This is a genomic window from Derxia lacustris, from assembly GCF_002105195.1.
Classification (GTDB): Bacteria; Pseudomonadota; Gammaproteobacteria; order Burkholderiales; family Burkholderiaceae_E; genus Derxia; species Derxia lacustris.
Genome location: NZ_MUHU01000002.1, coordinates 309,902 through 336,479, shown reverse-complemented (window position 1 = coordinate 336,479; position 26,578 = coordinate 309,902). Strand labels below are relative to the sequence as shown.

The following is a 26,578-nucleotide window of genomic DNA, read 5'->3' as shown; positions in this document are numbered from 1 at the left end:
GCAGCCGGTTCCCCGAAGCTCCTTCGGAAGCGGCAGGCTCGCCACGCACAGCGTGGCTCGACCCTCGCGGCTCCGCCACGAGGGCAGACCTGCCCTTCCTCGTCGCTTCGGGCGCACCCGAGGCGGCCCGGACCCCGAGGCCCCGCCCGCCACGCGCTCATTGAAGAGGCGGCGGCCGTCGGTGCGGATCGACCCGCGCCGCTCGGGGGATGGGATCAGGGCTGCTCGATGAGCCGGCTGTGCGGGAGGCGCATCGCTGCACCGAGCGTGTACGGCGAGGCGGCGCAGCGGGAGCCAGTGAGCCAGTGAGCCAGTGAGCCAGTGAGCCAGTGAGCCAGTGAGCCAGTGAGCCAGTGAGCCCAAGCGTCCACCCGCTACGCAGGGTGCTTTCTCTGCAACCAGGCACCTCGCTCACCGAAGCCCCGATCATCCCCAACACGTTCACAAGCGCGCCGGGCGGGGGTGGCGAGGGCGGGCCGCCTTGATCGCGCCCGGGGTGACGAGGAAGGGCAGGTCTGCCCTCGTGGCGGAGCCGCGAGGGTCGAGCCACGCCGTGCGTGGCGAGCCTGCCGCTTCCGTAGGAACCCCGGGGAACCGGCTGCGCAGCAGCCGGCGCGATCGTGAAGGCCCGCCCTCGCCACCCCCGCCCGGCGCGCGTGCCCGAACCACCCGCAACCTCAATCGCCGAAGAAGTGCTTCCGATACCGAGGATTCATCTTCGACAGCGACATGAGCATCAGGAAGTCCGCCGAGTTGAAGTCGGGATCCCAGGCCGGCGCGCCGCAGATCTCGGCGCCCACGCGCAGATAGCCCTTCACCAGCGGCGGCGCTTCCACATCCAGCGACGAATCCAGCTTCTCGACCGGCAGCGCGAGGCGCGGGAACACGTGGTACTCGGGCGCGGCGAGGCCGCCTTCGAGCTTCTTCCACAGCGAGGCGGCGGTGTGGCCGCCGTCGCGCATGCTGATGCTGGCGCAGCCGATCAGATGCTCGTAGCCACCGGCCTTCATGTAGCCGGCAATGCCCTTCCACAGCAGCATGATCACCGCGCCGTTGCGGTAGTCCTGATGCACGCAGGAGCGGCCGAGTTCCACGAGGTTGTGACGCATCGGCAGCAGGCGGGTCAGGAAGAATTCGCTCTCGCTGTAGTAGCAGCCGATCTTCTTGGCGGCGTGCGGCGGGAGGATGCGGTAGGTGCCGATCACCTGCTGCGTGGCGTTGTCGCGCACGATCAGGTGGTCGCAGTACTTGTCGAACATGTCGCGGTCGATCGGGCGGCCTTCGCTGTCGAAGTTGCGCGGCACGCTCGCGCCCATTTCCTCGGCAAACACCTTGTAGCGCAGGCGCTGGGCTTCGCGGATCTCGTTCTCGCCGCGCGCGAAGCTCAGCGTGAAGCCGCTGGCCACCTGGGGCGCGAGCTTCTTGAGCATGCGGCGGTGTCCGAGGGCGGCGCCGAACTGGCTGGGCTGGGGCAGGCGCGCGCGGGCGCTGTCGAGCGTCTGGCCGATCAGCTTGCGTGAGATGTCGCGCATCGTTCCCCGGCTTTCGCCGAAGGCGTCGACCAGCGGCGAGAGCGGCGAGGGGAAGTGGTCCTTGCGCATGAATCCTCCGGGGCAGTCGCGTGACGTTCCTGGTCACGCAGTCATCACAACGGGCCGGAGATTGGGGGCGGCAAATGTCAGCGCCGCGACGCCACGACTACGCGCGGATGACAGCGCGTGAGCATGCGCAACCGCGCAAGGAGTCGTCGCGGGCGCGGGCGTTGCCGGCGGCGCGGAGGTGCTTGCGCCGCTGCGGGCGGGCGCGCTGCCGCCGGCGCGTCACTTCGCCGCGAACTGGAGGTCGCCGTACCAGGCGTCGATGTCGCTGCGGGTGTTGTCGCTGTCGGTCAGCAGGCCGACGGCGCGCAGCATGCCGGGCTCCTCGCCGAAGGCGGCGATGAAGTCGGCGCGCACGTCGCGGCGGTGATGGCGCCATTCGCCGAGGCCGCCGCTGCCGCTCTCGACCACCAGCATGCGGATGCGGTCGGTGATACGGTTGGGAATGACGGTGCCCACGGGCAGCCGGTTCTCGCGGATGTAGATGAGCGTGGCGTAGGGCAGCTCGCGGCCGGTGAACAGCCGCGCCTGCTCCGAGAGGATGCGGTCGCGCATCGAGAGCCGGGCGCGGTCGCCGTCGAAGCTGAGGACGATGCGGCTCGGGCTGTCGTCGGTCTCGCGCTGGCGGTTGTCGGCGGCGTCGATGAGGCGGTCGGCGCGCCAGTCCCAGCTCAGCCAGGGCGTGCGCGCGAGGTCGATCGCGCAGGGCGCTTCGAGGCCGCTGGCGGCGCTGCTGGCGCGGGCGTGGATGACGTTGCGTTGGCTTGCCTTGCCGTCGCTGCCCGGCACGCTGGCGCGCACCAGGCGGTATTCGGTGCGGCGCTTGTCTGGCCGCAGGATGAAGGGCGACCAGCCGGCGGGCAGGCCGTCGCGGCCGCTCGCGGCGGCGGAAAACAGGCTGGGCACGGCGCCGACGGGTACGGCGATACCCGGGGCCGGTGCGGCGTCGCTGTCCTCGTCGTCAAGCAGGCTGGTGTCGATCGGCCCCGAGCCGCCGGGCATCGAGCTGACTTCCGGCGCACTGGCGCAGCCGCCGAGCAGGCCGGCCAGAAGCGCTGCCGCGCCCACGAAGCGATACAGAAGGGAGTGAGACGGCGGCTGGAACGCAGGCATGGCGGAGAACTCGGCTTCGGCGGTCGCGCTGCGCGGCCGCCTGAATGATTGACGGCCGTTGCGTCCGGAATCGGAGCTATCGGCCTTCGGCGTCGCGGTCGGATAAATTCGTCTCGCGGCACGGGGCCGAATGCTGCCCGAAGGCTCGCGTCGCGGCGCACACCGTCCGTCGCGCCGCCGATGCGGATTGCGACCGGCTGTCACGGCGCGCCCCGCCCGGCCGGCTCCCGAAACGCAATGTTTCGGGCTTTGCCCGGACACGGGTTTCCGTCAGGGCCGGCATCCGACTGACGGCGCAGGCGCACGGCTAGAATCGCCGCCACTTTCGCCCTGCGATTCCGTACTGCGCCCGCCGCGATGAATTCACCTGCTTTCCCGTCCGCGGCCACGCCCGCGACCACCGCGTCCGGCATCCGGCCCTCGCGTTTCACCCTCAGCTGCATCGTCCCGGCCTATAACGAGGTCAGCCACATCGCGCGCTTCATCGCCGAGCTGCACGCCGCCGTGCGGCCGCTCGCCGACGAGGTCGAGATCATCGCGATCAACGACGGCAGCCGCGACGCCACCGCCGCCGAGATCGAGCGCGTCGCCGGCCAGTACGGCGTCTGCCTGCTCGACCTGTCGCGCAACTTCGGCAAGGAAGCCGCGCTCACCGCGGGCCTCGAAGGCGCGCGCGGCGACTGCGTGCTCATCATCGACTCCGACTTCCAGCATCCCTTCGGCACGATCGGCCCGATGATCGAGCGCTGGAAGGCCGGCGTGGACATGATCTACGGCGTGCGCACCGACCGTGACGACGAGCACTGGGCCAAGCGCGCCGGCACCAAGGCCTTCTACGCGCTGATGTCGCGCGGCTCGGCCGTGCCGATCCCGCCCGACGCGGGCGACTTCCGCCTCATGGACCGCCGCGTCGCCGACGCTATCCTCCAGCTGCCCGAGCGCAACCGTTTCATGAAGGGCCTCTATGCCTGGGTCGGCTTCAGGAGCGAATCGATCGAGTTTGAGGTGCGCGAGCGCGAGAGCGGCGTGTCCAGCTTCAACTTCAAGGCGCTGCGCCGGCTCGCGATGACCGGCCTCGTCGCCTTCACCGACCTGCCGCTCAAGGCGGTGCGCATGGCCGGCGCCTTCATCTCGGTGCTGGCCGCGCTGTACGGCCTGTGGATCGTGTTCGAGCGCGTGTGCTGGGGCGAGGCCATTCCGGGCTTCGCGACGGTGGCGGCATCGATCATGTTCTTCGCCGGCGTGCAGATGTTTTCCATCGGCATCATCGGCGAGTACCTCGGCCGCGTTTACACCGAGGTCAAGCGCCGCCCGACCTACATCGTCGGCCGCCGCGTCGATTGCAGCCCGCTCGCCGGCCGGCCGCATCACGCCGGCTTCGAGCCCAACGGCATCGGCGCGCGCGGATGAGCCGCGCGATGTTCGAGCAGGTCTTCCGTTTCGTGATGGTGGGCGGCGGCGCGGCCGCGACCCACATGGCCGTGGTGATCGCGCTGGTCGAGGCGCTGCGCGCGGGCGGCGGCGACGAGCCGGGCGACGCGGTCAAGCTGGCCTGCAATTTGGGCGGCTTCCTGGTCGCGGTGGGCGTGAGCTATTTCGGCCACCGCAATTTCACCTTCGGCTCGACCAAGTCGCACGGCCGCGCGGCGCCGCAATTCCTGGCGGTGGCGCTGACGGGCTTCGTGCTGAACGAGGGCATGTTCTGGGCGCTGCTGCGCTTCACCGCGCTGTCGTACCAGCTCGCGCTGTTCCTGGTGCTGGGCGCGGTCGCGGCGCTCACCTTCGCGCTGTCGCGGCTGTGGGTGTTCGCGCGTTGAAGTCCCTCGTCCTCTGCGCCGACGACTTCGGCTATACCGATGCCGCCTGCGCCGCCATCGTCGATCTGGCCGCGCGCGGTCGCCTGAGCGCCACGAGCGTCATGACCGACGGCCCGGCGCTCGCGCGCTGGCTGCCGCGGCTGCGCGCGAGCGGCCTGTCGCTCGGGCTGCATCTCAACTTCACCGACGCGCTGCCGGGGGCGCTGGCCTGGTCGCTCGGCGATGTCATCGCGCGCAGCTACACCGGCCGACTCGACCGCCGCGCCATCGCCGCCGACATCGCGCGCCAGCTCGACGCCTGTGCCGCCGCGATCGGTTGCACGCCCGACTACATCGACGGCCACCAGCATGTGCACCAGCTGCCGATCGTGCGCGAGGCGCTGCTCGCCGCGCTGGCCGAGCGCGGCTGGAAGCCGGCGCTGCGCTCGACCCGGCCGGCCGGCTGGCGCGGCGCGAAGGCGGCGGTCATCGCGGGTCTGGGCGCCGCCGCGCTCGGCCGCATGGCGCGCCGCGCCGGCCTGCGCATGAATGCCGACTTCGACGGCGTGTATGCCTTCGACGAGCGCGAGCCCTATCGCGCGCTGATGCGGCGCTGGCTCGCGCGCTGCGGTGACGGCGGGCTGGTGATGTGCCATCCGGGCATGGCCGGGGCGCCGGCCACCGGCGCGGGCGGCATGCCGTCCGCGGGCGCGCTGTCGGCTTCCGGGACTGCCGCCGCGCTGGCGTCGGTCGCCGACCCGATCGCCGCCGCCCGCCTGCGCGAACACGCCTATCTCGCCTCGGATGACTTCGCCGCCGATCTGGCCGACGCCGGCGCGAGGCTCGTGCCCTTCGGCGGCTGAGCGCGACCGGGGCGGGGCCGAGCGCGACCGGAGCGACCGTGCGTGACCGAGGGCGGCTCGCCGGCACGGGCGACCGGCGTCCTGCCGGCCCGGCGCCGATCCGAACGCCGCCGCGTCCTCAATCGAACTTCATGCCCTTCTTCACCGCCGGATTCACCGGCACCTGGAGGTCGAGCGATTCCAGCGCCTCGACGATGGCGGTGGCCACCATCACGTTGCGGTTCGTCTTGGAGTCGGCCGGCACGATGAGCCATGGCGCCCAGGGCGTGGTCGTGGCCTCGATCGCGCGTTCGTAGGCGGCCTGGTAGTCGTCCCAGCGCTCGCGGTCCACGAGGTCGTGCGGATCGAACTTCCAGCGCTTCTCGGGCGTGTCGAGGCGGTCGCGCAGGCGGGCCTTCTGTTCGTCCTTCGAGATGTGCAGGAAGCACTTCACCAGCGTGGTGCCGGTCTCGACCAGCATCCGCTCGAAGTCGCGGATGTGCGCGAGCCGGCGCTCGACCTCGGCCGTGTCGATCCGGCCGTATACCGCCGGTACCAGCACGTCCTCGTAATGGCTGCGGTTGAAGATCACCGTCTCGCCGCCGCCCGGCACCTGGGCATGCACGCGCCACAGGAAGTCGCGCGCGGCCTCGGGCGGCGTCGGCGCCTTGAAGGGCACGGCGCGCACGCCGAGCGGGTCCACATGCGCGAACACATGGCGGATCGTGCCGTCCTTGCCGCTCGTGTCCATGCCTTGCAGCAGCACGAGCAGGCGGTGCTTCTGGCCGGCGTAGAGCAGGTTCTGGAGCGCGTCGAGGCGTCCGCTGAGCGCATCGAGCTTAGCCAGGCCGGCGGCCTTGTCGGCGCCGCGCAGGCTGCGGTCGGCCGGGTCGAAGTTGCGCAGGCGGAAGTCGCCATCGGCGATCCAGGGCTTGAGCGGAGACTTGCCCTGGCCGAAGGGCGGGCGCGGCGTCTTGGTCTTGGTGGTCATGGGCGATCCGTGCGTGGCATCAGCGGCAGATTCTGCGCCTCGGAGGGCACCGGGGCGCCGCGTAGAATCCGCGCGTAACGTCCGGGGCCGCCGGGCGATGCCTCCGCTGCCGCGCGCTTCGTCGCCAGTCGGCCGCGCGGGGCGCGCGACGCGGTGGCGCCGACAGGCCGGCCTGCCGGCCGCCATCCTCATTCCGCGCAGCATCGCCCCGCCGGGGCGCGCGCCCTTCCAGGCCCGATCCATGTTCGACAACCTGTCCCAACGCCTCGCCAAGGTCGTCAAGACCATGCGCGGCGAAGCCCGCATCACCGAAGCTAATTCCGCCGAGATGCTGCGCGAGGTGCGCCTCGCGCTGCTGGAGGCCGACGTGGCGCTGCCCGTGGTGCGCGAGTTCATCGCGCGCGTGAAGGAGAAGGCGCTCGGCGAAGAGGTGATCACCTCGCTGTCGCCGGGCCAGGCGCTGGTGGGCGTGGTGCAGCGCGAGCTGACGGCCATCATCGGCGGCAGCGCCGATCCGGAAGCCTTCCGCAAGGACGCGGAGCTGAATTTCGCCACCCAGCCGCCCGCGATCATCCTCATGGCCGGCCTGCAGGGCGCGGGCAAGACCACCACCGTCGGCAAGCTCGCCAAGTGGCTGAAGGAGCAGAAGAAGAAAAAGGTGCTGGTGGTGTCGGCCGACGTGTACCGCCCGGCGGCGATCAAGCAGCTTGAGACGGTGGCGGGGCAGGTCGGCGCCGATTTCTTCCCCTCGACCGGCGACCAGAAGCCGGTCGACATCGGCCTCGCAGCGATCGACTGGGCGAAGCGCCACTACCACGACGTGCTCATCGTCGACACGGCCGGCCGCCTCGGCATCGACGAGGCGATGATGAACGAGATCAAGGCGCTGCACGCCGCGATCAATCCGATCGAGACGCTGTTCGTCGTCGACGCGATGACGGGCCAGGACGCGGTCAACACCGCCAAGGCCTTCAACGACGCGCTGCCGCTCACGGGCGTAATCCTCACCAAGCTCGACGGCGATTCGCGCGGCGGGGCGGCGCTGTCGGTGCGCCACATCACCGGCAAGCCGATCAAGTTCGCGGGCGTGGGCGAGAAGCTCGACGGCCTCGAAGCCTTTCATCCCGACCGCATGGCCCAGCGCATTCTCGGCATGGGCGACATCCTTGCCCTCGTCGAGGAAGCCCAGAAGGGCATCGACATGGCCGAGGCGCAGAAGGTGGCCGAGAAGCTGCGCAAGGGCGGCGGCTTCGACCTCGAAGACTTCAAGGCGCAGATCAGCCAGATGAAGAAGATGGGCGGCCTCGGCAGCTTGATGGACAAGCTGCCGGCGCAGTTCCAGGCCGCGGCCGGTCAGGCCGACATGGGCCAGGCCGAGAAGCAGATCGCGCGCATGGAAGGGATCATCAACTCGATGACGCCGGCCGAGCGCGCTAAGCCCGATCTCATCAAGGCGGGCCGCAAGCGCCGCATCGCGGCCGGCGCCGGCGTGCCGGTGCAGGAGGTCAATCGGCTGCTGAACCAGTTCGATCAGATGCAGACCATGATGAAGAAGATGCAGAAGGGCGGCATCGGCAAGCTCATGCGCAGCATGAAGGGAATGATGGGTGGTGGCGGTCCCTTCGGCGGCAAGAATCCCTTCGGGGGGCGCTGAGCGCCGGCGCATCACTTTCTTAAACGGCTTTCCAGGGGCCGCTCTTCGGGGCGGCCTTCTTGTTTGCGCGCGGATTGCGTGTGGCTGGTGCGCCAGGAGGTGTCCGCCTGGGTGTTTGTCGCGGGCAACAGGCTTGCCGTCGGTCCGCGAGGGATTCCGCCCGTCCGCGCGGCGCCCCAGGAAGCCACGGTGCACGCGCGTTACCGTTTCTTGATGCGCTGCGGAAAGAATTGCCGTCTTGAAGCGCTACAGGTAGTGTCGCCATTGATGAGCGACACAAGATGCAGTTTCGGCAGTGTTTCGAGCCCTTGCGCGGGGTTGCCGCTTGCCGCGAATTTCTGCCGCTCGTCCCTAGGGAAAGTGCGTGACAGAGCATTCATTTTCATTGAATCGGCTTGACACCCAAAAAGGCGTGTTCGATTCTCGCTCGGTCACGAACGACGGCGCCTTTCGCGCCCCCAGGAGATAGACCATGGCAACTGCCAAGAAGGCCCCGGCCAAGAAGGCCGTCGCGAAGAAAGCCGCCCCCGCCCCGGCGCCCGTCAAGAAGGCCGCCGCCGCTCCGGCGCCCGCGCCCAAGGCTGCTGCCCCGGCCAAGAAGGCCGCCGCGCCCGCCAAGAAGGCCGCTGCCGCCAAGAAGGCTCCGGCCGCCAAGAAGGCCCCGGCCAAGCGCGCGCCCAATCCCGCGCTCATGAAGGAACTGACTCCGAGCGCCATCCTGGCCGCCATCGTCGGCGACAAGCCCATCGCCCGCCCGATCGCCACCAAGAAGATCTGGGACTACATCAAGAAGCACAACCTGCAGGATGCGACCAACCGTCGCAACATCAACGCCGATGCCAAGCTGAAGGCGCTGTTCGCGGGTGCCGATTCGGCCTCGATGTTCGACCTCGCCAAGTTCGTCTCGGCGAACCTGACCTGAGGGTCTGAGTCACTGCGGCCCGCTCGGGCCGTAGCGCGCGGGTCAGCCGGCAATCATCTGCCCGGCGACCCGGGCGCAATCGCGGATGTGGGCCCGCCCCACCTGCCGCAGCGCCGCGAACGAGATCGCGGCCAACACGGCCTGGCCCGCAACGGGCACATAGCGCGCCGCCTGCTTCACCGTGATCTGCACGCCTAGGCGCTTCAGCACGGCCACCACCAGTTCCCGCGTGACCACCTTGCCGACGACGGCGCTGCCCGCCGCGAGCGCGATCTGATAGGCCACGACACGCCGGTGCGGCGCGAGCCGCTCAACCTGCTCGGCCGACAGCCCGAACTCGGCGTTGATCTCGTCGAACAGCTTCATGAGCATCGAGATGTCCACCAGCACGTCGAGGCCGGGCAGCGGCACGATCGCCGCCGCGCTCGACACGAGGGCGCGCCGCGTGACCATGCGTCGGCAGCGCTCGGTGATGAGTTCGATCTCGTCGAGGCTGCGCGGCAGGCCGCGTTCGGCGGCATCGGGCGCGCCGTCGAGCAGGACCCAGTCGGTGGCTTCGGTGTGGTTGGTGGCTTGGGCGTTGGCGGCCATCGTTCATCCTCCCTGGAAGCGAACCTAGCCGGCGTGTCCGGTGCGCTCAAGCGTGGTTACTCGGACTGACTCCAGCATGCCGGCGGGCGACAGGGGCACGACGAGCTTGCGCCGGTCGCGCCGCTGGTTCGGCAAGGCAGCGTGCGGTGCCTGCTTTGAGGCCCGTGCGTTCAGCCGGCGCGGCGCGTGGCCGCGCTGCCGGGCAGGGCCGGCGGCGTGGCGCCATCGACCGATTGCGTGCGCGCCGGCGAGGGCTTGAACACCCAGCGGCGCGCGGCGCCCATGACCGCGTCGGGATACTCGCTGCGCCCCCGGCTGCCGTTGTAGCGGCCCAGTGCCAGGAACAGGTCGCCGCCCTCGCGGTCGAGGTAGTGGCGCAGGATGGTGCAGCCGTAGCGCAGGTTGACGCGCATGTCGAACAGCTCGCGCGGATCGCCGCTGCCGATCTGGCGCGACCAGAACGGCATCACCTGCATGTAGCCGCGCGCGCCCACCGACGAGATCGCGTGCTTGCGGAAGCCCGATTCCACTTCCATCAGCCCGAGCACGAGCGAAGGCTCCAGCCCGGCGCGCTTCGACTCGTACCAGACCGATCTCAGCAGCTCCTGACGGAAGGTGAAGTCGGGCGACTTGCGCGCGAGCCGGTTGCCCATCTCGCCGAGCCACACGAGATAGTCGAGCCGGTCCTCGAAGCGGGTGAACAGCGGCTCGGGCGGCGCGCTGTCGGCGATGCTCGCGTGCAGCGCGCTGCGCACCGAGTCGGCGAGCTGTTCTTCCTTCTGCGCGCCGGCGTGGGCGTGGCCGGCCAGCGCGATCAGGCCCAGGGCAGCAAGGCATCGGCGCATGCGAACGGCTTCGCACGCGGCGACCCGCTTGCCGGCGCCGATGGCGGCGAGGGGGCCGCGCAGGCCCGCTCTCCGCAACGGGTTGCGTGCGCTCATGCCCCGCCGCCTCAGGCCGCCAGATCGGCCCTGACGCGGCCGATGACGGTGGCGGCGATGCCGGCCAGCGCAACCTTGGTCGCGGCCTCGTCGCGACGGTGCTGGAACTCGACCATGCCTTCCTTCAGGCCGCGGTCGCCGAGCGTGACGCGGTAGGGCACGCCGATCAGTTCCCAGTCGGCAAACATCACGCCCGGGCGCTCGCCGCGGTCGTCGATGATCACGTCGATGCCGGCGGCGGCCAGTTCGTCATGCAGCCGGAAGGCGGCTTCGCGCACGGCCTCGCTGCGGTCGGCGCCGATCGGGCACACCACCACTTCGAACGGCGCCATCGCGGTCGGCCAGACGATGCCCTTGGCGTCATGGTTCTGTTCGATCGCGGCGCCGAGCAGGCGGGTCACGCCGATGCCATAGCAGCCCATCTCGAAATGCTTGGGCTTGCCGTCCTCGTCGAGGAAGGTGGCGTCGAGTGCCTTCGAGTACTTGGTGCCGAGGTAGAACACATGACCCACCTCGATGCCGCGCTGGATCGCCACCACGCCCTTGCCGTCCGGCGCCGGATCGCCCGCGACGATGTTGCGCAGGTCGGCCACGAGTTCGGGCTCGGGCAGATCGCGGCCCCAGTTCACGCCGGTGTAGTGATAGTCCTCCTGGTTCGCGCCGACGACGAAGTCGCTCATGTTGGCGACGGTGCGGTCGGCGATCACATGCACCGGCTTGACGGTCTTGATCGGGCCCAGGAAGCCGGGTTTGCAGCCGAAGTGGTCGATGATCTCGGCCTCGGTCGCCATGCGGAAACCGTCGCCGAAGCCGGGCAGCTTGCCGGCCTTGATCTCGTTGAGTTCATGGTCGCCGCGCAGCATCAGCAGCCAGATGCCGGTGAGCTTGCCTTCCGCCTCGGTCGCGAAGATGAGCGACTTGATCGTGCGCGACAGCGGCAGCTTGAGGTAGTCGGCCAGCTCCGAGCAGCGACCGGTGCCGGGCGTGAGCGTGAGGGTGAGTTCCTCGGCGGGCGCGGCGCGCTCGGCCGACAGCGGCAGGGCCTCGGCCAGCTCGATGTTGGCGGCGTAGTCGGTCTCGGGGTTGTAGACGAGCAGATCCTCGCCCGCGTCGGCGATCACCTGGAACTCGTGCGAACGGTCGCCGCCGATCGAGCCCGTATCGGCCGCGACCGCGCGGAATTGCAGGCCGAGCCGGCCAAAGATGCGCAGATAGGCCGCGAACATCGCGTCGTAGGTCTTGAGCGCACCCTCGGTGTTGCGGTCGAAGCTGTAGGCGTCCTTCATCGTGAATTCGCGGCCGCGCATCACGCCGAAGCGCGGACGGCGCTCGTCACGGAACTTGGTCTGGATGTGGTACCAGTTCTGCGGCAGCTGGCGGTAGCTGCGCAGCTCCTGGCGCGCGATGTCGGTGATGACCTCTTCCGAGGTGGGCTGCACGATGAAGTCGCGGTCGTGGCGATCCTTGATGCGCATTAGCTCGGGACCGTACTTGTCCCAGCGGCCCGACTCCTGCCACAGCTCGGCCGGCTGGATGACCGGCATCAGCAGCTCTGTCGCGCCGGCGGCATTCATTTCCTCGCGGATGATGGCCTCGACCTTGCGGATCGAGCGCAGGCCCATCGGCATGTAGTTGTAGATGCCGGCGGCGAGCTTCTTGATCATGCCGGCGCGAAGCATGAGCTTCTGCGAAATGATGTCGGCGTCGGCGGGCGCTTCTTTTTGCGTGGAAATGAAGAACTGACTGGCTTTCATGGGCGGGCGGGGAGCGGCTCGGGACATTGAAACAGGCTCGTTGCAAGCCTGCGGATGTCATGCGCGTATGTTGGACGGTAGCGCGCCGATGCCGGTGCGAACCGCCGAAAAGTGCGTGGAATCAAGACCTTGCACGGCAAAGCGAGCGCCGGAGGCAGCTCGCTATAATCGATTCAATTCTAAAGGAATGCAGGTGTCCAAATGCTCGACCGGGAAGGGTTCCGCCCGAACGTCGGCATCATCTTGGTGAACCGGAAGAACCAGGTCTGGTGGGGTAAGCGCGTCAACGAGCACTCATGGCAATTTCCGCAAGGCGGCATCAAGTACGGAGAATCGCCCGAGCAGGCGATGTTCCGCGAGCTGCACGAGGAAATCGGCCTCACGCCCGAACACGTCAAGATCATCGGCCGGACCCGTGACTGGTTGCGCTACGAGGTGCCCGACCGTTTCATCAAGCGCGAAGTGCGCGGTCATTACCGGGGCCAGAAGCAGATCTGGTTCATGTTGCGAATGCTGGGGCGCGATTGCGATGTGTCGCTGCGCGCCACCGATCATCCGGAGTTCGATGCCTGGCGCTGGCATGACTACTGGGTGCCGCTGGAGGCGGTCATCGAGTTCAAGCGCGAGGTGTATTCGCTTGCGCTCAACGAGTTGGCGCGCCATCTGTTCAAGGGGCCGCAGCTCCAGGTGCCGCAGACCCATGCGGTCAAGCCGCGTCCGCGCGAGGCGCGCTATCTGAGGCAGGTGGTCAAGCCGATGGATGAGGCCCCCGATCTGTTCGGCAACGTGGCACCCGAGGCGCAGGTCGCGCCGCCGGGCGGGCAGGGCGGATGAGGCAAGACGGCGGCCTTCGGTCTGCCGCTTGCGTTGCGGATTCGGCCTGTGGCGAGTGCGTACTCGCAGCCTATGCGAGCACGAGATTGCTGCGGTGGATCAGCTCGGGATCCTCGACGAAGCCGAGGATTGTCTCGATCTCGCTCGACGGCCGGCGCGCGATCAGCCTTGCCTCGCCGCTGGAGTAATTGACCAGCCCGCGCGCCACTTCCACGCCTTCCGCGTCGATGCAGGCGACCGCCTCGCCGCGCACGAAATCGCCGATCACTTCCGTCACGCCGATCGGCAGCAGCGACTTGCCTTCCTCCACCAGCGCGCGCACCGCGCCGGCGTCGAGCCGGAGTCGGCCGCTCAGTTGCAGGTGATCAGCCAGCCATTGCTTGCGCGCCGACATCGGCGTGGTCTGGGCAATCAGCGCCGTGCCGATCGCCTCGCCCTCGGCCAGCCGCACGAGCACACCGGTTTCGCGGCCCGAAGCGATGACGGTATGCGCACCCGAATGCGCGGCGCGCTTGGCGGCGAGAATCTTGGTGATCATCCCGCCCTTGCCGATCGAGCTGCCGGCGCCGCCCGCCATCTGCTCCAGCTCCGGATTGCCGGCTTCGGCCTCGTCGATGAAGCGCGCATCGGGATTGCGGCGCGGATCGGCGCTGTACAGGCCGCGCTGGTCGGTGAGGATGATCAGCGCATCGGCTTCGAGCAGGTTGGTGACGAGCGCGCCCAGGGTGTCGTTGTCGCCGAACTTGATCTCGTCGGTCACGACCGTGTCGTTCTCGTTGATGATCGGCACGACGCCCAGCCCGAGCAGCATCTGGAGCGTGGCGCGCGCATTGAGGTAGCGCGTGCGGTCGCTCAGGTCGGCATGCGTGAGCAGCACCTGTGCCGAACGCAGTCCGTGCGCCGAGAAGCGCGACTCGTATACCTGCGCCAGACCCATCTGGCCGACGGCGGCGGCGGCCTGGAGCTTGTCCACTTCCTTCGGGCGCTCGGTCCAGCCGAGACGCTGCATGCCCTCGGCGATCGCGCCCGAACTCACCAGCACCACTTCCTTGCCGCGCGCCGCGAGCGCCGCGATCTGCGTGACCCAGCTTTCGATGGCCGCATGGTCGAGACCGCGACCGTCGTTGGTGACCAGGCTTGAACCGACCTTCACGACGAGCCGGCGGCTCTCTGCGACCACGGATGTCATTCGCTGTCCTGCTGGGTTGATGCGTCGCCGACGTTGGTCCGGTCGGCCTTGAAGCGCACGTCGGTATCGAATTCTTCGGGATGCAGCCGCGCGAGTTCGGCGGCGTGCTGGCGTTGCAGGTCCTGCCAGATGTCGCGGCAGAGATCGGCGCAGCCCTCGTGCGTCAGGCCGGAGATGGAATACACCGGCCCCTTCCACTTGTAGCGCTTGACGAAGTCGCGCACGCGCTTGGCGCGGTCGGCCTCGGCAATCATGTCGAGCTTGTTGAGCACCAGCCAGCGCGGCTTGGCGGCCAGCTCGGCGTCGTACTTTTCGAGTTCGCCGACGATCGCCTTCGCTTCCCTGACCGGATCGATCTCGGCATCGAACGGCGCCAGATCGACGATGTGCAACAGCAGCCGCGTGCGCTGGAGATGGCGCAGGAACTGGTGCCCGAGCCCCGCGCCTTCCGCCGCGCCCTCGATCAAGCCGGGAATGTCGGCAATCACGAAGCTCTGCTCGGCCGCCACGCGCACCACACCCAGGCTCGGATGCAGCGTCGTGAACGGATAGTCGGCCACGCGCGGGCGCGCATTGCTCACCGCGGTGATGAAGGTGCTCTTGCCGGCATTCGGCATGCCGAGCAGGCCCACGTCGGCCAGCACCTTGAGTTCGAGCTTCAGCTCGCGCGTCTCGCCTTCCTTGCCATGCGTGAACTGGCGCGGCGCGCGGTTCGTGCTGGTCTTGAAGTGCAGGTTGCCGAGACCGCCGTCGCCACCCTTGGCGAGGACGACACGCTGCTCGTGGTGCGTCAGATCGGCGAGGGTTTCGCCGGTCGCCTGGTCGGTCACGATCGTGCCGACCGGCATGCGCAGGATGATGTCGTCGGCGCCCTTGCCGTAGCAGTCGGCGCCGCGACCGTTCTCGCCATTGCGCGCGCGGAACATGCGCGTGTAGCGGAAGTCGATCAGCGTGTTGATGTTGCGGTCGGCCACCGCAATGATGCTGCCGCCCCGGCCGCCGTCGCCGCCATCCGGCCCGCCAAAGGGCACGAACTTCTCGCGCCGCATCGACGCCGATCCGTTGCCGCCCTTGCCGGCGTGCACTTCGATACGCGCTTCATCAACAAACTTCATGCTCGACTCCCGACGGATTCACCCGCAGCAATGAAAAGGGCCACGCCCAGCGTGGCCCTTCGTATTTCCGGCTTGCGGAAACGTCGTGGTGCGAAGCTCAGGCCTCGACCGGAACGATGCGCACGAACGACTTGCGCGCCGGACCCTTGACCAGGAACTCGACCGTGCCGTCCACCTTGGCGAACAGCGTGTAGTCCTTCCCCGTGCCGACGTTTTCACCGGCATGGAACTGCGTGCCGCGCTGGCGGACGATGATCGAACCGGCGCTGATGAGTTCGCCGCCGTAGGCCTTCACGCCTAGGCGCTTCGATTCTGAATCGCGACCGTTGCGGGTAGAGCCGCCGCCCTTTTTGTGTGCCATGAGATTGACTCCTGTGGATCAGACCGGCAGCGATCAGGCCTCGATGGCCGAAATCTGAAGCTCGGTGTAGTTCTGCCGATGACCTTGGCGCTTCTGATAATGCTTGCGGCGACGCATCTTGAAGATGCGAACCTTGTCGTGACGGCCGTGGCTAACCACGGTCGCCTTGACGCTGGCACCGGTCACCAGCGGCGCGCCGAACTTGATCTGTTCGCCAGCGCCCACAGCGAGCACTTCGCTGATGGTGATTTCCGAGCCCACGTCCGCAGCAATCTGTTCTACCTTGATCTTCTCGCCGGCAACGACCTTGTACTGCTTGCCGCCGGTTTTTATGACCGCGTACATCTGGACCTCGTTCCAATAAAGAACTGATGACTCCACCAGGAGTCATCTCGATTGGCAGCTTCGCGCGAAGCCGCCGAGCGTTGAAAGCAGTCGAGGGACCGCTTTCGGGAACTGGCTATACTAGCCGGCACGTGCAGGCCTGTCAAAACAAACCCCTTATGAATCAAGAGCCTCAGCCCGTTCCCGGTCTGCAACCCGTCAACAGCGCAGTCACTTCCTTGAGCGTCCACGACATCCTCTCGCCCATCTCCGAAGACATGCGTGCGGTCGATCGCGTCATCCGCGATCGCCTGCATTCCGGCGTTGCCCTCGTCGAGACGGTTGCCGAGTACATCGTGTCGTCGGGCGGTAAGCGGCTGCGTCCCGCCCTGCTTCTGATGATGGCCGGTGCGCTCGGCTACCGGGGCACCCAGCATCACGTGATGGCAGCGGTGGTCGAGCTCATTCATACCTCCACGCTGCTACATGACGACGTGGTAGACGAATCGTCGATGCGTCGCGGGCGTAAGACGGCGAATGCCGCATTCGGCAACGCCGCCAGCGTGCTAGTGGGCGACTTCCTGTATTCGCGCTCGTTCCAGATGATGCTGGAGCCGGACGACATGCAGATCATGCGTGTCCTGGCGGATGCAACCAATACGATCGCCGAGGGCGAAGTCCTGCAACTCATGAACTGCAACGATCCCGACGTGGAAGAGTCGCAGTACATGCGCGTAGTCCAGTACAAGACGGCATGCCTGTTCGAGGCATCGGCGCGGATTGCCGCCATTCTCGCGGGTACGGATTCCCGGCTTGAACTCGATTGCGCGGCGTTCGGGCGCCATCTCGGCACTGCTTTCCAGCTCATTGATGATGTACTGGATTACTCGGGGGATGCAGCCGAAATCGGCAAAAACCTCGGCGACGACCTGCGCGAAGGCAAGCCCACGATGCCGATGATCTATTTGCGAGATCACGGCGCGCCAGAGCAGCGCGAGTTGGTGAGGCAGGCAATCGTGAATGGCGATGTCGAATGCATTGGCGCGATTACCGAGGCGCTGCGTTCTACGGGCGCGCTGGAGTACACGCGACAGCGCGCGCGAGCCGAGGCAGGTGTTGCAGCGAAGTGCATTGAGCAACTTCCCTCTTCACAATTCAAGCAGAGCCTGATATTGTTATGTGCTTTCGCGGTTGAGCGCACTGCTTAGCCGATTCGGGGTGTAGCTTAGTCTGGTAGAGCGCTACGTTCGGGACGTAGAGGCCGGTGGTTCGAATCCACTCACCCCGACCAGTTTTCTTCATCGCGCGTTCTGCGCAATCAATCCAAAGTTTCATGAATGTCGATTCAGCTGATCATCCTCAGCTGAATAGGGATTCGTCTCGGGTTTGGCTTTACAAGTCCTGAGGCGCTAGGCACCATCGTTTGCTGCTTTTTGCGGTTGAACCTGTGGTTCAGCGGCAGGCGATTACTTCTTTCATAGATATCCCGACCGCATGGCAGCGCCAGCAACTCAGAACGCCTCAATGCCTCAGGTCGTGCCGGGCCTCGCTCGGGTACTGGTTCAGGCAGGCAAGCTGAGTCCGGAGCAGTCCTCGGCGCTTCTCAAGAAGGCCGCCGCCAACAACACTCCCTTCATAGACGAGCTGCTGGCAGCGCGCGCACTCACGCCTTATGAAGTGGCGTTGTTCTGTGCCAGCACTTTCGGTCATCCGCTGATGGACCTGGCAGCCGTCGATATTGGCGGGCTGCCACTCGACACCATCGATCCCAAGCTGTCGATCACCCTGCGCGCGCTGGCATTGCGCAAGCGCGGCAACCGACTGCTGGTCGCGGTCGCCGACCCGACCAATCTCCAGGCGCTTGACCAGATCAAGTTTCAGACGCAGATGCTCGTCGAGCCAGTGGTGGTCGAGGCCGACAAGCTGACACGGGTAATCTCGCAGCTCGCCAAGTCCACGGAGGCCAAGCTCAACGAGATGGCCGGGCAGGATCTGTCGCTCGAGCTTGATGACGCCATCACCGAAGAGCCGGCAGCCCAGTCAGCCGACAGCGAGATCGACGACGCGCCCGTCGTGCGTTTCCTGCAGAAGGTGATGCTGGATGCCATCAACATGGGTGCGTCCGACCTGCATTTCGAACCCTACGAAAAGTTCTACCGGATCCGTTTCCGTGTTGACGGCGTATTGCAGGAGATTTCCCAGCCGCCCCTGGTGATCAAGGAAAAGCTGGCGGCGCGCATCAAGGTCATCAGCAAGCTCGACATTTCGGAAAAGCGGGTTCCGCAGGACGGGCGGATGAAACTCGTGCTTGGCCCGAACAAGGCAATCGACTTCCGGGTTTCAACCTTGCCGACATTGTTTGGCGAAAAGATCGTGATGCGGATTCTCGATCCTTCGCAGGCAAAACTCGGTATCGACGCCCTGGGCTATGAACCGGACCAGAAGGAATTGCTGCTGAATGCAGTGCGTCGTCCCTATGGAATGGTGCTCGTGACCGGCCCCACGGGGTCGGGCAAGACGGTTTCGCTTTACACCTGCCTTAATATCCTGAATGAGCCCGGCGTCAATATCTCGACCGCGGAAGATCCGGCCGAAATCCAGTTGGCCGGCATAAATCAGGTCAATGTGAACGAGAAGGCCGGGCTGACCTTCGCCGCCGCGCTCAAGTCATTTCTGCGCCAGGATCCGGACATCATCATGGTTGGTGAAATCCGCGATCTGGAAACCGCGGATATCTCGATCAAGGCGGCCCAGACCGGTCACATGGTGTTCTCGACGCTTCACACAAATGATGCCCCGAGCACGCTGACGCGGATGCTCAACATGGGCATCGCGCCTTTCAATATCGCTTCGTCGGTCATCCTTATCACGGCCCAGCGTCTTGCACGCCGACTTTGCTCAGTTTGCAAGCAGCCATATGAAGCTGACACCTCTGTGCTGTTGCAGGCGGGTTTCAAGGAATCTGAACTCGACGGAACGTGGCAGCCTTATCGTCCGGTCGGTTGCGACCACTGCAACAATTCGGGCTACAAGGGGCGTGTCGGCATCTATCAGATCATGCCGATCACCGAAGAAATGCAGCGAATCATTCTGGCAAATGGCAATTCGATGGACATTGCCCGGCAGGCGCAGGCCGAAGGCGTGCGCGACTTGCGGCAGTCAGGTCTCCTCAAGGTTCGTCAGGGGCTGACGTCAATCGAGGAAGTTCTCGGCGTGACCAACGAGTAACGCGGAATCATTACGGATCAGACCATGGCGACCAGCACGCGCGCGATCAAGCAGACCAAGGAGCCGATGTTCGCCTGGGAAGGCAAGGATCGCTCGGGCAAGACCGTGCGCGGCGAAATGCGCGCGCAGGGCGAAAACGTGGTGCGCTCCTCGCTGCGCAAGCAGGGCGTGCTCGCGACCAAGATCAAGAAGCAGACCTACCGCAGTGGCAAGAAGATCACCGAGAAGGACATCGCGCTGTTCACCCGGCAGATGTCGACGATGATGCGTTCGGGCGTGCCATTGCTCCAAGCCTTCGATATCACGGCGAAGGGGCATGCCAATCCGTCGGTGTCGAAACTGCTCAATGATATTCGCGCCGATGTCGAAACCGGCAGCAGCCTGAGCACTGCGTTCCGCAAGCATCCTCTCTATTTTGACGCGCTGTTCTGCAATCTGGTCGCGGCGGGTGAGCAGGCCGGTATTCTTGAAACGCTGCTGGACCGTCTCGCGACCTACAAGGAAAAGACGCTCGCCATCAAAGCGAAGATCAAGTCGGCGATGTTTTATCCGACCTCGGTGCTCGCGGTGGCATTCATTATTACTGCGGTCATCATGATTTTCGTGGTGCCGGCATTCAAGGACGTGTTCTCGAGTTTCGGCGCCGAATTGCCGGCGCCGACCCAGATCGTCATCAACATCTCCGACGTGTTCCGCGAATACTGGGCGGTGATTTTCGGATCCATCGGCGGGGCGTTCTATGGTATTGGCCAGGGCTTTAAGCGCTCGGTCAAGTTCCAGCAGGCATTTGACCGTGCATTGCTGCGCGCGCCGGTGTTTGGCGACATCGTGCGCAAGGCGACGATCGCACGCTGGACTCGTACGCTTTCCACGATGTTCGCAGCCGGTGTGCCGCTGGTGGAAGCGCTCGATTCGGTAGGTGGAGCGTCGGGCAACATTGTCTATTCCGATGCGACCCGGAAGATCCAGCAGCAGGTGGCGACCGGCACAAGCCTGACTGTCTCGATGCAGGAGGCTGGCGTGTTTCCGACCATGGTCACGCAGATGGTGTCGATCGGCGAGGAATCGGGTGCGCTCGATTCGATGCTCGGCAAGGTGGCCGATTTCTACGAGCAGGAAGTCGATGACGCGGTCGCGTCGATGTCGAGCCTGCTCGAACCTTTCATCATCGTGATTCTCGGTGGTCTTGTCGGCGGCATCGTGGTGGCGATGTACATGCCGATCTTCAAGCTCGGCGCAGTGGTCTGAGGTGGGCGTGACAGATTTGCTGGTGTCGGACCCGCTTACCTTCGCGATTGCCGCTGCCGTCGTCGGCCTCGTGGTCGGCAGCTTCCTCAATGTGGTCATCCATCGCCTGCCGATCATGCTCGAACGGCAATGGACGGCGGACGCGGCCGAGTTCCGCGGCGAGGAATTGCCTGACCAAGGCACCTACAACCTGTTCGTGCCGCGCTCGGCCTGCCCGAAGTGCTCGCGCCCGGTGCGCGCACATGAAAACGTGCCGCTGTTCGGCTGGCTGCTGCTCAAGGGCCGCTGCGCCGGTTGCGGCGCACGCATCAGCGCCCGCTATCCAGTGGTGGAGCTGCTCGGCGGACTGCTGGCCGGTGCCTGCGCCTGGCAATTCGGTTTCGGACTCGCGGGCATTGCGGCGATCGGCCTGTGCTGGGCGCTCATCGCGCTCACCTTCATCGACGCCGATACCCAACTGCTGCCCGACGAGATCACGCTGCCGCTGCTCTGGGCCGGCCTGCTGGTCAATCTCGAAGCCGCCTTCGTGCCGCTCGAGCAGGCCGTGATCGGCGCGGCCGCCGGCTATCTTTCGCTGTGGTCGATCTACTGGCTGTTCCGGCTTGCGACCGGCCGGGAAGGCATGGGATACGGCGACTTCAAGCTGCTGGCCGCGCTCGGCGGCTGGCTCGGCTGGAAGATGCTGCCGGCGATCATCCTGTTGTCGTCGGTGGTGGGCGCGGTGGTGGGCGTATCGCTTATGGTGTTCGCGCGCCATGGCCGCGAGCAGCCGATTCCCTTCGGCCCCTATCTCGCCGGCGCGGGCGTGCTGGCGCTGTTCTTCGGCCCGGCGATCAACGCCACCTGGCTGCGCATCGGCTGATGGTGCGGCGGTGATCGTCGGCCTCACGGGCGGCATCGGCAGCGGCAAGTCCTTTGCCGCCGACTGCTTCGCGCGGCTCGGTGCAGGCGTGATCGATACCGACCTCATCGCGCACGCGCTCACACGGCCCGACGGCGCGGCGATGCCCGCCATCGTCGCCGCCTTCGGCGACTGGGCCCGCGCGGCCGACGGCGCGCTCGACCGCGCCGCGATGCGCGCCCGCGTGTTCGAGCGCCCCGCCGAACGTGCCCGGCTCGAAGCCATCCTGCATCCGATGATCGGCGCCGAGGTCGAGCGTGCCGCCGCCGCGATCGCCGACCGCCATCCCTATCTCGTGTTCGTGATCCCGCTCCTGGTCGAGGGCGGACGCTGGCGCGACCGGATCGATCGCATCCTCGTCGTCGATTGCCCGGAGGACGAGCAGCTGAGCCGTGTCATCGCGCGCAATGGACTGGCCGAAGCCCAGGTGCGCGCCATCCTCGCGGCCCAGGCCACCCGCGCCGCGCGACTCGCGGTCGCCGACGACGTGCTCGACAACGCCGGCCCGAATCCCGCGCTCGAGCACGAGATCGCCACCCTGCACCAGCGCTATCTCAAGCTCGCGCGCGGCTGAACCGCATTGCCGCAACGGCCGCATGACGCGCCGCCGCGCAATTGAGTTTTGCCGGGGGGTCGGTCAGAATCGCCCGCACCTTTTCGTCCGTCCCTTTCCCTACCCGACGTCCGGTCGCGCGCCTTGATTCTCTACGAGTACCCGTTCAACGAGCGCGTGCGGACCCTGCTCCGGCTCGAAGACCTGTTCGAGCGACTGCGCTTCTTCGTCGCCCAGACCGATCGCCACGAGCACCACGCCGCCCTCACCACGCTGTTCGAGATCGTCGAGGTCGCCAGCCGCGCCGATCTCAAGTCCGACCTGCTGCAGGAACTCGATCGCCAGCGCCTCGCGCTCAACCAGTTCCGCAATTCGCCCGACGTGTCGTCCGATGCGCTCGACGTAATCCTCGGCAACATGGAAAGCGCCGCGCGCGTGCTCAACGCGGTGCCCGGCAAGACCGGTCAGCATCTGCGCGACCACGAATGGCTGATGAGCATCCGCAGCCGCACCATCATCCCCGGCGGCGCCTGCGAATTCGACCTGCCGTCGTATCACGCCTGGCAGCACAGGCCGGTCGAGCAGCGTCAGGCCGATCTCGCCGGCTGGATGGCGCCCTTCGTGCCGCTCGGCGATTGCCTCGCCATCGTGCTGAAGCTGCTGCGCGAATCGGCGCGGCGCCATGAAGTCACCGCAGTGGGCGGCAGTTACCAGCAGAGCCTGAGCGGCAAACCCTTCCAGATGCTCCAGGTGCGGGTCGATCCCGCGTACGGCGCGATCCCCGAGATCAGCGCCAACAAGTACATGCTGTGGGTGCGCTTCTCACAGCAGGACGGCGATCTGCGCCCGCGTCCCTACGAGGGCCAGGTGCCGTTCGAACTCGGCCTCTGCAATCTCTGATTCGCCGCACTCCATGACTACCGAAGTGAAATGCCCGGCCTGCGGCCGCCCCGTGCCCTGGACCGAGGCCTCGCGCTGGCGCCCGTTCTGCTCCGAGCGCTGCAAGAAGCTCGACCTCGGCGCCTGGGCCAGCGACCGCTACGTCATCCCGGGCGCGCCACTCGACGACACCTCCTCGCCCGGCGAGAAGGGCGGCGACTGAGGCGTACGCGGCATGACGTCCTTGCAGTCTCGCCGCCTCAGCCCTCCAGCCGCGCCACCAGCTCGGGGAAGCGCGCGTCGTCGGTCCAGGCGCCGCGCATCAGCGCCACGCCGTGCGCGCCCGCCGTCTGCGCCGGCTCGACCATCGACGAATCCAGCCCGCCGATCGCGTACACCGGCAGGCCGGCGTCGAGCGCGAGCGCGTTGAACCGCTCCCAGCCCAGACCCGGTCGGCCCGGATGGCTCGGCGTGTCGAGCACGTTGCCGAGCACCACGTAATCGAGGCCCAGCGCCGCCGCGCGATCGATCTCGGCGCGCGAATGCACCGAGGCACCCACGAGCGGCAGATCCGGCCGCGAATCGAGCGCGGCGAAGTCGGCGGCCGTCAGATGCACGCCGTCGGCGCGTGCCGCGAAGGCCATGCCGTGCGACGAATGCACGACCAGCTTCGCGCCCGCCGCGCGGGTGCGTTCGAGCGTCGCGTCGAACAGGCGCAGGAAGTCGTCGCCGGCCATGCCGGGCTCGCGCAGCTCGACGAAGCGCAGGCCACGCGCGAGCGCCGCATTGAGCTTCGACAGGAAGCCGCCGATGCCGAGTGCGCCCGCCTGTGTCAGCGCGAGCACGGGCGGCAGCTCCAGCCAGTGCAGGCAGGGCAGGGCGGCCGGCAGCAGCGGCGCGGGCGCCGCCTCGTGCAGCGCGACCCAGCGCAGCGTCTGATTCTCGCGGCCGATCGGCTCGCCGGTCCAGGACACCACGCGCATGAAATGCAGCCGCACATGCGCATGCGGATAGACGTGCTCGATCGTGCACCACGGCCGCACCGCATGCGGATCGTGGGCGTCGATCGTGATGCCGACCTCTTCCTCCAGCTCGCGCGCGAGCGCCTCGGCCACGCTTTCGCCGGCTTCGAGCTTGCCGCCCGGGAACTCCCAGTAGCCGGAATAGGGCTTGCCGGCCGGACGCGAGCCGAGCATGAAACGCCCGTCCTCGCGCAGCAGCACGCCGACAGCCACCTCGACGATGCGGCGCGGCGCGTTCGGCGCGGCGGGCGTGTGGGTCGAGGGTTCGGGCGTTGCGCCGACGGCGGACGGGTTCACGTCCGACGCGGAGGCCGTGCCACCGGCGGGCGCGGCATCCCCGGTCGGGCCGGTGTCGGGAGATTGCAAGCGTTTGCAGGGGCGTATCACAGCTCGTCCTCCCCGGCCGGGATGTCGGTGAGCGCATCGCCGCTGAGCGCGAGCGCGCGCGCGGCGAGCGCCTCGGGATCGGCCTGCTTCGCGGCGAGCGCGGCCATCGCCTCGACCATGCCGAGCCGGTCGCGCCCGGCGCGGTCGCGCGCGAACTGCCAGGCCACGCGGCCCGAGCGCGAACCGCGACCGAGCGCGAATTGCAGCGCCTCGCGCTCGACCTCGGCATTCCATTCGCCGCCGAGCTGCGTGAGCCAATGGCGCGCGATGTCGAGGTAGTCGCCCTGGCGGAAGCTGTGGAAGCTCACCCAGAGGCCAAAGCGCTCCGACAGCGAGATCTTCTCTTCCACCACCTCGCCCGGGTGCAGCTCGCCCTCGTCGTCATGCTTGTAGCCGGCGTTGTCGGCCATGCGTTCGGGCAGCAGGTGGCGGCGGTTGGACGTGGCGTAGATGAGCACGTTGTCGGTCTGTGCCGCGATGCTGCCGTCGAGCGCGACCTTGAGCGCCTTGTAGCCGGCCTCGCCGTCCTCGAAGCTCAGGTCGTCGCAGAACACCAGAAAGCGCTCGGGCCGGCCGGCGACCAGATCGACGATGTCGGGCAGGTCGTGCAGATCGGCCTTGTCCACCTCGATCAGCCTCAAGCCCTGGCCCGAGAACTCGTTGAGCACCGCCTTCACGAGCGAGCTCTTGCCGGTGCCGCGCGCGCCCGTGAGCAGCACGTTGTTGGCCGGCAGGCCGGCGACGAACTGGCGCGTGTTCTGCGCGATCAGCGCCTTCTGGCGATCGACGTTGCGCAGGCTGTCGAGCGTGATCGTCGAGGCATGGCGCACGGCATCGAGCTGGCCGCGGCCGGTGGTGCGCGGCACGCGCCAGCGCCAGGCGATCGCGGTCCAGTCGGGCTCGCGCTGGGCGGGCGGCAGCAGTGCTTCGGCCCGCGCGAGCAGGCGTTCGAAGCGTTCGAGGGTGGAATCGAGTCTGTCCATCATGGTCCGGCGCGGGGCCGGTCGCGGTTGGGCGGCGGCCGGGGCGGGTCCGGCCACGAAGGGCCGGATCAGCTCCGGTAGTCGGCGTTGATGCTCACGTAGTCGTGCGACAGGTCGCAGGTATAGACCGTCGCGGCGGCGTCGCCGCGTGCAAGCACGACGCGTACCGTGATCTCGCTCTGCTGCATGACGCGCTGGCCGTCGGCTTCCTGGTAGGCCGGGTGGCGGCCGCCTTCGGTCGCCACATGCACGTCGTCGAGGTAGAGCTCGACCTTGCTCACGTCGAGGTCGGTGATGCCGGCATAGCCGATCGCGGCGAGCAGGCGGCCGAGGTTGGGGTCGCTCGCGAAGAAGGCGGTCTTCACCAGCGGCGAATGCGCGATCGCATAGCCGACCTTGCGGCACTCCTCGCGGCTCGCGCCCTGCTCGACGGCGATGGTGATGAACTTGGTCGCGCCCTCGCCGTCGCGCACGATGGCCTGGGCCAGCTTGACGGCGACCGTCAGCAGCAGCGCGCGGAACTCGGCGTAGCGCGCGTCGTCGGCGCTCTCGATCGGCGCCATCGCGGCCTTGCCGGTCGCCACGACGATGAAAGAGTCGTTGGTGGAGGTGTCGCCGTCGATGGTGATGGCGTTGAACGAGGCGTCGGCGATCTCGCTCACGAGCGACTGGAGCAGCGGCTGGGCAACGGCCGCGTCGGTCGCGATGTAGCCGAGCATCGTCGCCATGTTGGGCTTGATCATGCCGGCGCCCTTGCTGATGCCGGTGATCGTGATGGCCGCGCCGCCCACCGTGCCCTGCAGCGACATCGCCTTGGGCTGGGTGTCGGTGGTCATGATCGCGTGGGCGGCGTTGAACCAGTTGTCCTCGGCCAGCGCGCCGACGGCGGCGGGCAGGGCGGCTTCGATCTTCTCGATCGGCAGCGGTTCGAGGATGACGCCGGTCGAGAACGGCAGCACCTGGGCGGCGTCGAGGCCGAGCAGCGCGGCGGTCGCGGCGCACATGCGCTCGGCGTTGGCCATGCCGGGCGCGCCGGTGCCGGCGTTGGCGTTGCCGGTGTTGACGACGAGCGCGCCGATCCTGCCGGCGGCCAGATTGCGCTTGCTGACCGTGACCGGCGCCGCGCAGAAGCGGTTGGTGGTGAACACGCCGGCGACGCTCGCGCCGGTGTCGAAGCGCATCACGAGCAGGTCGCGGCGGCCCGGCTTCTTGATGCCGGCCTCGGCATGGCCGAGCGCGAAGCCGGCAACGGGCAGGAGGTCTTCAGACTTGGGATAGGGCAGGTTGACGGGCATCGCGGTGCGGGGTGTGTGGGGTGTGCGGAGAGGGGCGCGCCGGCCATCGCCATCAGG

The 26,578-nt window shown here is 67.4% G+C and carries 24 protein-coding genes, 1 tRNA gene and 2 pseudogenes; 14 read left to right on the top strand and 13 right to left on the bottom strand.

The features are described 5' to 3' along the window. Positions 1-677: 677 nt before the first annotated feature. Both B9P64_RS03330 and B9P64_RS03325 read right to left on the bottom strand, forming a co-directional pair. Complete coding sequence (locus B9P64_RS03330) at positions 678-1,430, bottom strand: GNAT family N-acetyltransferase (protein WP_407919676.1); 753 nt, start codon at positions 1,428-1,430, stop codon at positions 678-680. Positions 1,431-1,820: 390 nt separating this feature from the next. Beyond that, the gene (locus tag B9P64_RS03325; RefSeq protein WP_084544748.1) at positions 1,821-2,711 is read right to left on the bottom strand and encodes a DUF3047 domain-containing protein; all 891 of its coding nucleotides are present in this window, start codon (positions 2,709-2,711) and stop codon (positions 1,821-1,823) included. A gap of 357 nt (positions 2,712-3,068) precedes the next feature. Here B9P64_RS03325 and B9P64_RS03320 point away from each other — a divergent pair, with 357 nt between their 5' ends. Genes B9P64_RS03320 through B9P64_RS03310 form a run of 3 tightly spaced genes read left to right on the top strand, consistent with a single transcriptional unit; the run spans position 3,069 to position 5,370 of the window. Then, positions 3,069-4,121: a glycosyltransferase family 2 protein gene (locus B9P64_RS03320; protein WP_051378032.1), complete on the top strand. Its 1,053-nt coding sequence runs from the start codon at positions 3,069-3,071 to the stop codon at positions 4,119-4,121. Between the two features lie 8 nt (positions 4,122-4,129). Then, positions 4,130-4,528, top strand: coding sequence for a GtrA family protein (locus tag B9P64_RS03315; protein ID WP_028310525.1), 399 nt, complete (start codon positions 4,130-4,132; stop codon positions 4,526-4,528). Then, positions 4,525-5,370, top strand: a complete 846-nt coding sequence (locus B9P64_RS03310) for a ChbG/HpnK family deacetylase (protein ID WP_051378030.1) — start codon at positions 4,525-4,527, stop codon at positions 5,368-5,370. The genes B9P64_RS03315 and B9P64_RS03310 overlap by 4 nt, the downstream gene beginning before the upstream one ends. Before the next feature lie 118 nt (positions 5,371-5,488). Here the strand turns inward: B9P64_RS03310 and B9P64_RS03305 are convergent, their stop codons facing one another. Beyond that, positions 5,489-6,340, bottom strand: coding sequence for a PPK2 family polyphosphate kinase (locus B9P64_RS03305; RefSeq protein ID WP_051378026.1), 852 nt, complete (start codon positions 6,338-6,340; stop codon positions 5,489-5,491). A 241-nt stretch (positions 6,341-6,581) separates the two neighbouring features. Between B9P64_RS03305 and ffh the strand changes: the two genes are divergently transcribed. Both ffh and B9P64_RS03295 read left to right on the top strand, forming a co-directional pair. Beyond that, positions 6,582-7,994, top strand: coding sequence for a signal recognition particle protein (ffh, locus tag B9P64_RS03300; protein WP_028310524.1), 1,413 nt, complete (start codon positions 6,582-6,584; stop codon positions 7,992-7,994). A gap of 472 nt (positions 7,995-8,466) precedes the next feature. Next, positions 8,467-8,916 (top strand): SWIB/MDM2 domain-containing protein, encoded by a 450-nt coding sequence (locus B9P64_RS03295; RefSeq protein ID WP_028310523.1) that lies wholly within the window; start codon positions 8,467-8,469, stop codon positions 8,914-8,916. A gap of 42 nt (positions 8,917-8,958) precedes the next feature. Here B9P64_RS03295 and B9P64_RS03290 read toward each other — a convergent pair whose 3' ends face one another. The 3 genes from B9P64_RS03290 to B9P64_RS03280 form a co-directional block, all read right to left on the bottom strand. Further along, entirely contained in the window at positions 8,959-9,507 is a 549-nt protein-coding gene (locus B9P64_RS03290; protein ID WP_235839880.1) for a hypothetical protein, read from the bottom strand. Positions 9,508-9,677: 170 nt separating this feature from the next. After that, the gene (locus tag B9P64_RS03285) at positions 9,678-10,352 is read right to left on the bottom strand and encodes a lytic transglycosylase domain-containing protein (protein WP_139826118.1); all 675 of its coding nucleotides are present in this window, start codon (positions 10,350-10,352) and stop codon (positions 9,678-9,680) included. A 107-nt stretch (positions 10,353-10,459) separates the two neighbouring features. Then, positions 10,460-12,202, bottom strand: a complete 1,743-nt coding sequence (locus B9P64_RS03280; RefSeq protein ID WP_028310521.1) for a proline--tRNA ligase — start codon at positions 12,200-12,202, stop codon at positions 10,460-10,462. A gap of 201 nt (positions 12,203-12,403) precedes the next feature. Between B9P64_RS03280 and B9P64_RS03275 the strand changes: the two are divergent. Further along, positions 12,404-12,949, top strand: a pseudogene (locus B9P64_RS03275) (RNA pyrophosphohydrolase); the annotation flags it as partial. A gap of 157 nt (positions 12,950-13,106) precedes the next feature. On the opposite strand, the gene proB reads toward B9P64_RS03275, so the two are convergent. The 4 genes from proB to rplU all read right to left on the bottom strand — a co-directional run bounded on the left by proB (position 13,107) and on the right by rplU (position 16,046). Further along, positions 13,107-14,225, bottom strand: coding sequence for a glutamate 5-kinase (proB, locus tag B9P64_RS03270; protein WP_028310520.1), 1,119 nt, complete (start codon positions 14,223-14,225; stop codon positions 13,107-13,109). Beyond that, the gene (gene cgtA / locus B9P64_RS03265; RefSeq protein WP_028310519.1) at positions 14,222-15,340 is read right to left on the bottom strand and encodes an Obg family GTPase CgtA; all 1,119 of its coding nucleotides are present in this window, start codon (positions 15,338-15,340) and stop codon (positions 14,222-14,224) included. Before cgtA ends, proB begins: the two co-directional genes overlap by 4 nt. A 97-nt stretch (positions 15,341-15,437) precedes the next feature. Next, positions 15,438-15,701 carry a 50S ribosomal protein L27 gene (gene rpmA, locus B9P64_RS03260; RefSeq protein ID WP_028310518.1) on the bottom strand — a complete coding sequence of 88 codons (264 nt, stop codon included), beginning with the start codon at positions 15,699-15,701 and terminating at the stop codon, positions 15,438-15,440. Positions 15,702-15,734: 33 nt separating this feature from the next. Continuing rightward, positions 15,735-16,046 carry a 50S ribosomal protein L21 gene (rplU, locus tag B9P64_RS03255; protein WP_028310517.1) on the bottom strand — a complete coding sequence of 104 codons (312 nt, stop codon included), beginning with the start codon at positions 16,044-16,046 and terminating at the stop codon, positions 15,735-15,737. 218 nt (positions 16,047-16,264) lie between these two features. Here rplU and B9P64_RS03250 point away from each other — a divergent pair, with 218 nt between their 5' ends. The 8 genes from B9P64_RS03250 (at position 16,265) to B9P64_RS03215 (ending at position 23,057) form a co-directional block, all read left to right on the top strand. Next, positions 16,265-17,233, top strand: coding sequence for a polyprenyl synthetase family protein (locus B9P64_RS03250; RefSeq protein WP_028310516.1), 969 nt, complete (start codon positions 16,265-16,267; stop codon positions 17,231-17,233). A gap of 6 nt (positions 17,234-17,239) precedes the next feature. Beyond that, positions 17,240-17,316 (top strand) — tRNA-Pro (locus B9P64_RS03245). 203 nt (positions 17,317-17,519) lie between these two features. Then, entirely contained in the window at positions 17,520-19,253 is a 1,734-nt protein-coding gene (pilB, locus tag B9P64_RS03240) for a type IV-A pilus assembly ATPase PilB (RefSeq protein ID WP_034410462.1), read from the top strand. Positions 19,254-19,277: 24 nt separating this feature from the next. Further along, positions 19,278-20,501: a type II secretion system F family protein gene (locus tag B9P64_RS03235; RefSeq protein WP_028310514.1), complete on the top strand. Its 1,224-nt coding sequence runs from the start codon at positions 19,278-19,280 to the stop codon at positions 20,499-20,501. Position 20,502: 1 nt separating this feature from the next. Continuing rightward, complete coding sequence (locus B9P64_RS03230; protein WP_176256704.1) at positions 20,503-21,363, top strand: prepilin peptidase; 861 nt, start codon at positions 20,503-20,505, stop codon at positions 21,361-21,363. A 10-nt stretch (positions 21,364-21,373) separates the two neighbouring features. Then, the gene (gene coaE, locus B9P64_RS03225; RefSeq protein WP_028310512.1) at positions 21,374-21,976 is read left to right on the top strand and encodes a dephospho-CoA kinase; all 603 of its coding nucleotides are present in this window, start codon (positions 21,374-21,376) and stop codon (positions 21,974-21,976) included. Positions 21,977-22,099: 123 nt separating this feature from the next. Continuing rightward, complete coding sequence (gene zapD / locus B9P64_RS03220; protein WP_028310511.1) at positions 22,100-22,855, top strand: cell division protein ZapD; 756 nt, start codon at positions 22,100-22,102, stop codon at positions 22,853-22,855. Between the two features lie 13 nt (positions 22,856-22,868). Then, positions 22,869-23,057: a DNA gyrase inhibitor YacG gene (locus B9P64_RS03215; RefSeq protein WP_028310510.1), complete on the top strand. Its 189-nt coding sequence runs from the start codon at positions 22,869-22,871 to the stop codon at positions 23,055-23,057. A 37-nt stretch (positions 23,058-23,094) separates the two neighbouring features. Here B9P64_RS03215 and B9P64_RS03210 read toward each other — a convergent pair whose 3' ends face one another. The 3 genes and pseudogenes from B9P64_RS03210 to argJ all read right to left on the bottom strand — a co-directional run bounded on the left by B9P64_RS03210 (position 23,095) and on the right by argJ (position 26,521). Then, the gene (locus tag B9P64_RS03210) at positions 23,095-24,078 is read right to left on the bottom strand and encodes a Nudix family hydrolase (RefSeq protein WP_268877132.1); all 984 of its coding nucleotides are present in this window, start codon (positions 24,076-24,078) and stop codon (positions 23,095-23,097) included. A gap of 296 nt (positions 24,079-24,374) precedes the next feature. Beyond that, positions 24,375-25,226: pseudogene (locus B9P64_RS03205) on the bottom strand (ATP-binding protein); the annotation flags it as partial. 68 nt (positions 25,227-25,294) lie between these two features. Further along, positions 25,295-26,521 carry a bifunctional glutamate N-acetyltransferase/amino-acid acetyltransferase ArgJ gene (gene argJ, locus B9P64_RS03200; protein WP_028310509.1) on the bottom strand — a complete coding sequence of 409 codons (1,227 nt, stop codon included), beginning with the start codon at positions 26,519-26,521 and terminating at the stop codon, positions 25,295-25,297. Positions 26,522-26,578: the final 57 nt, after the last annotated feature.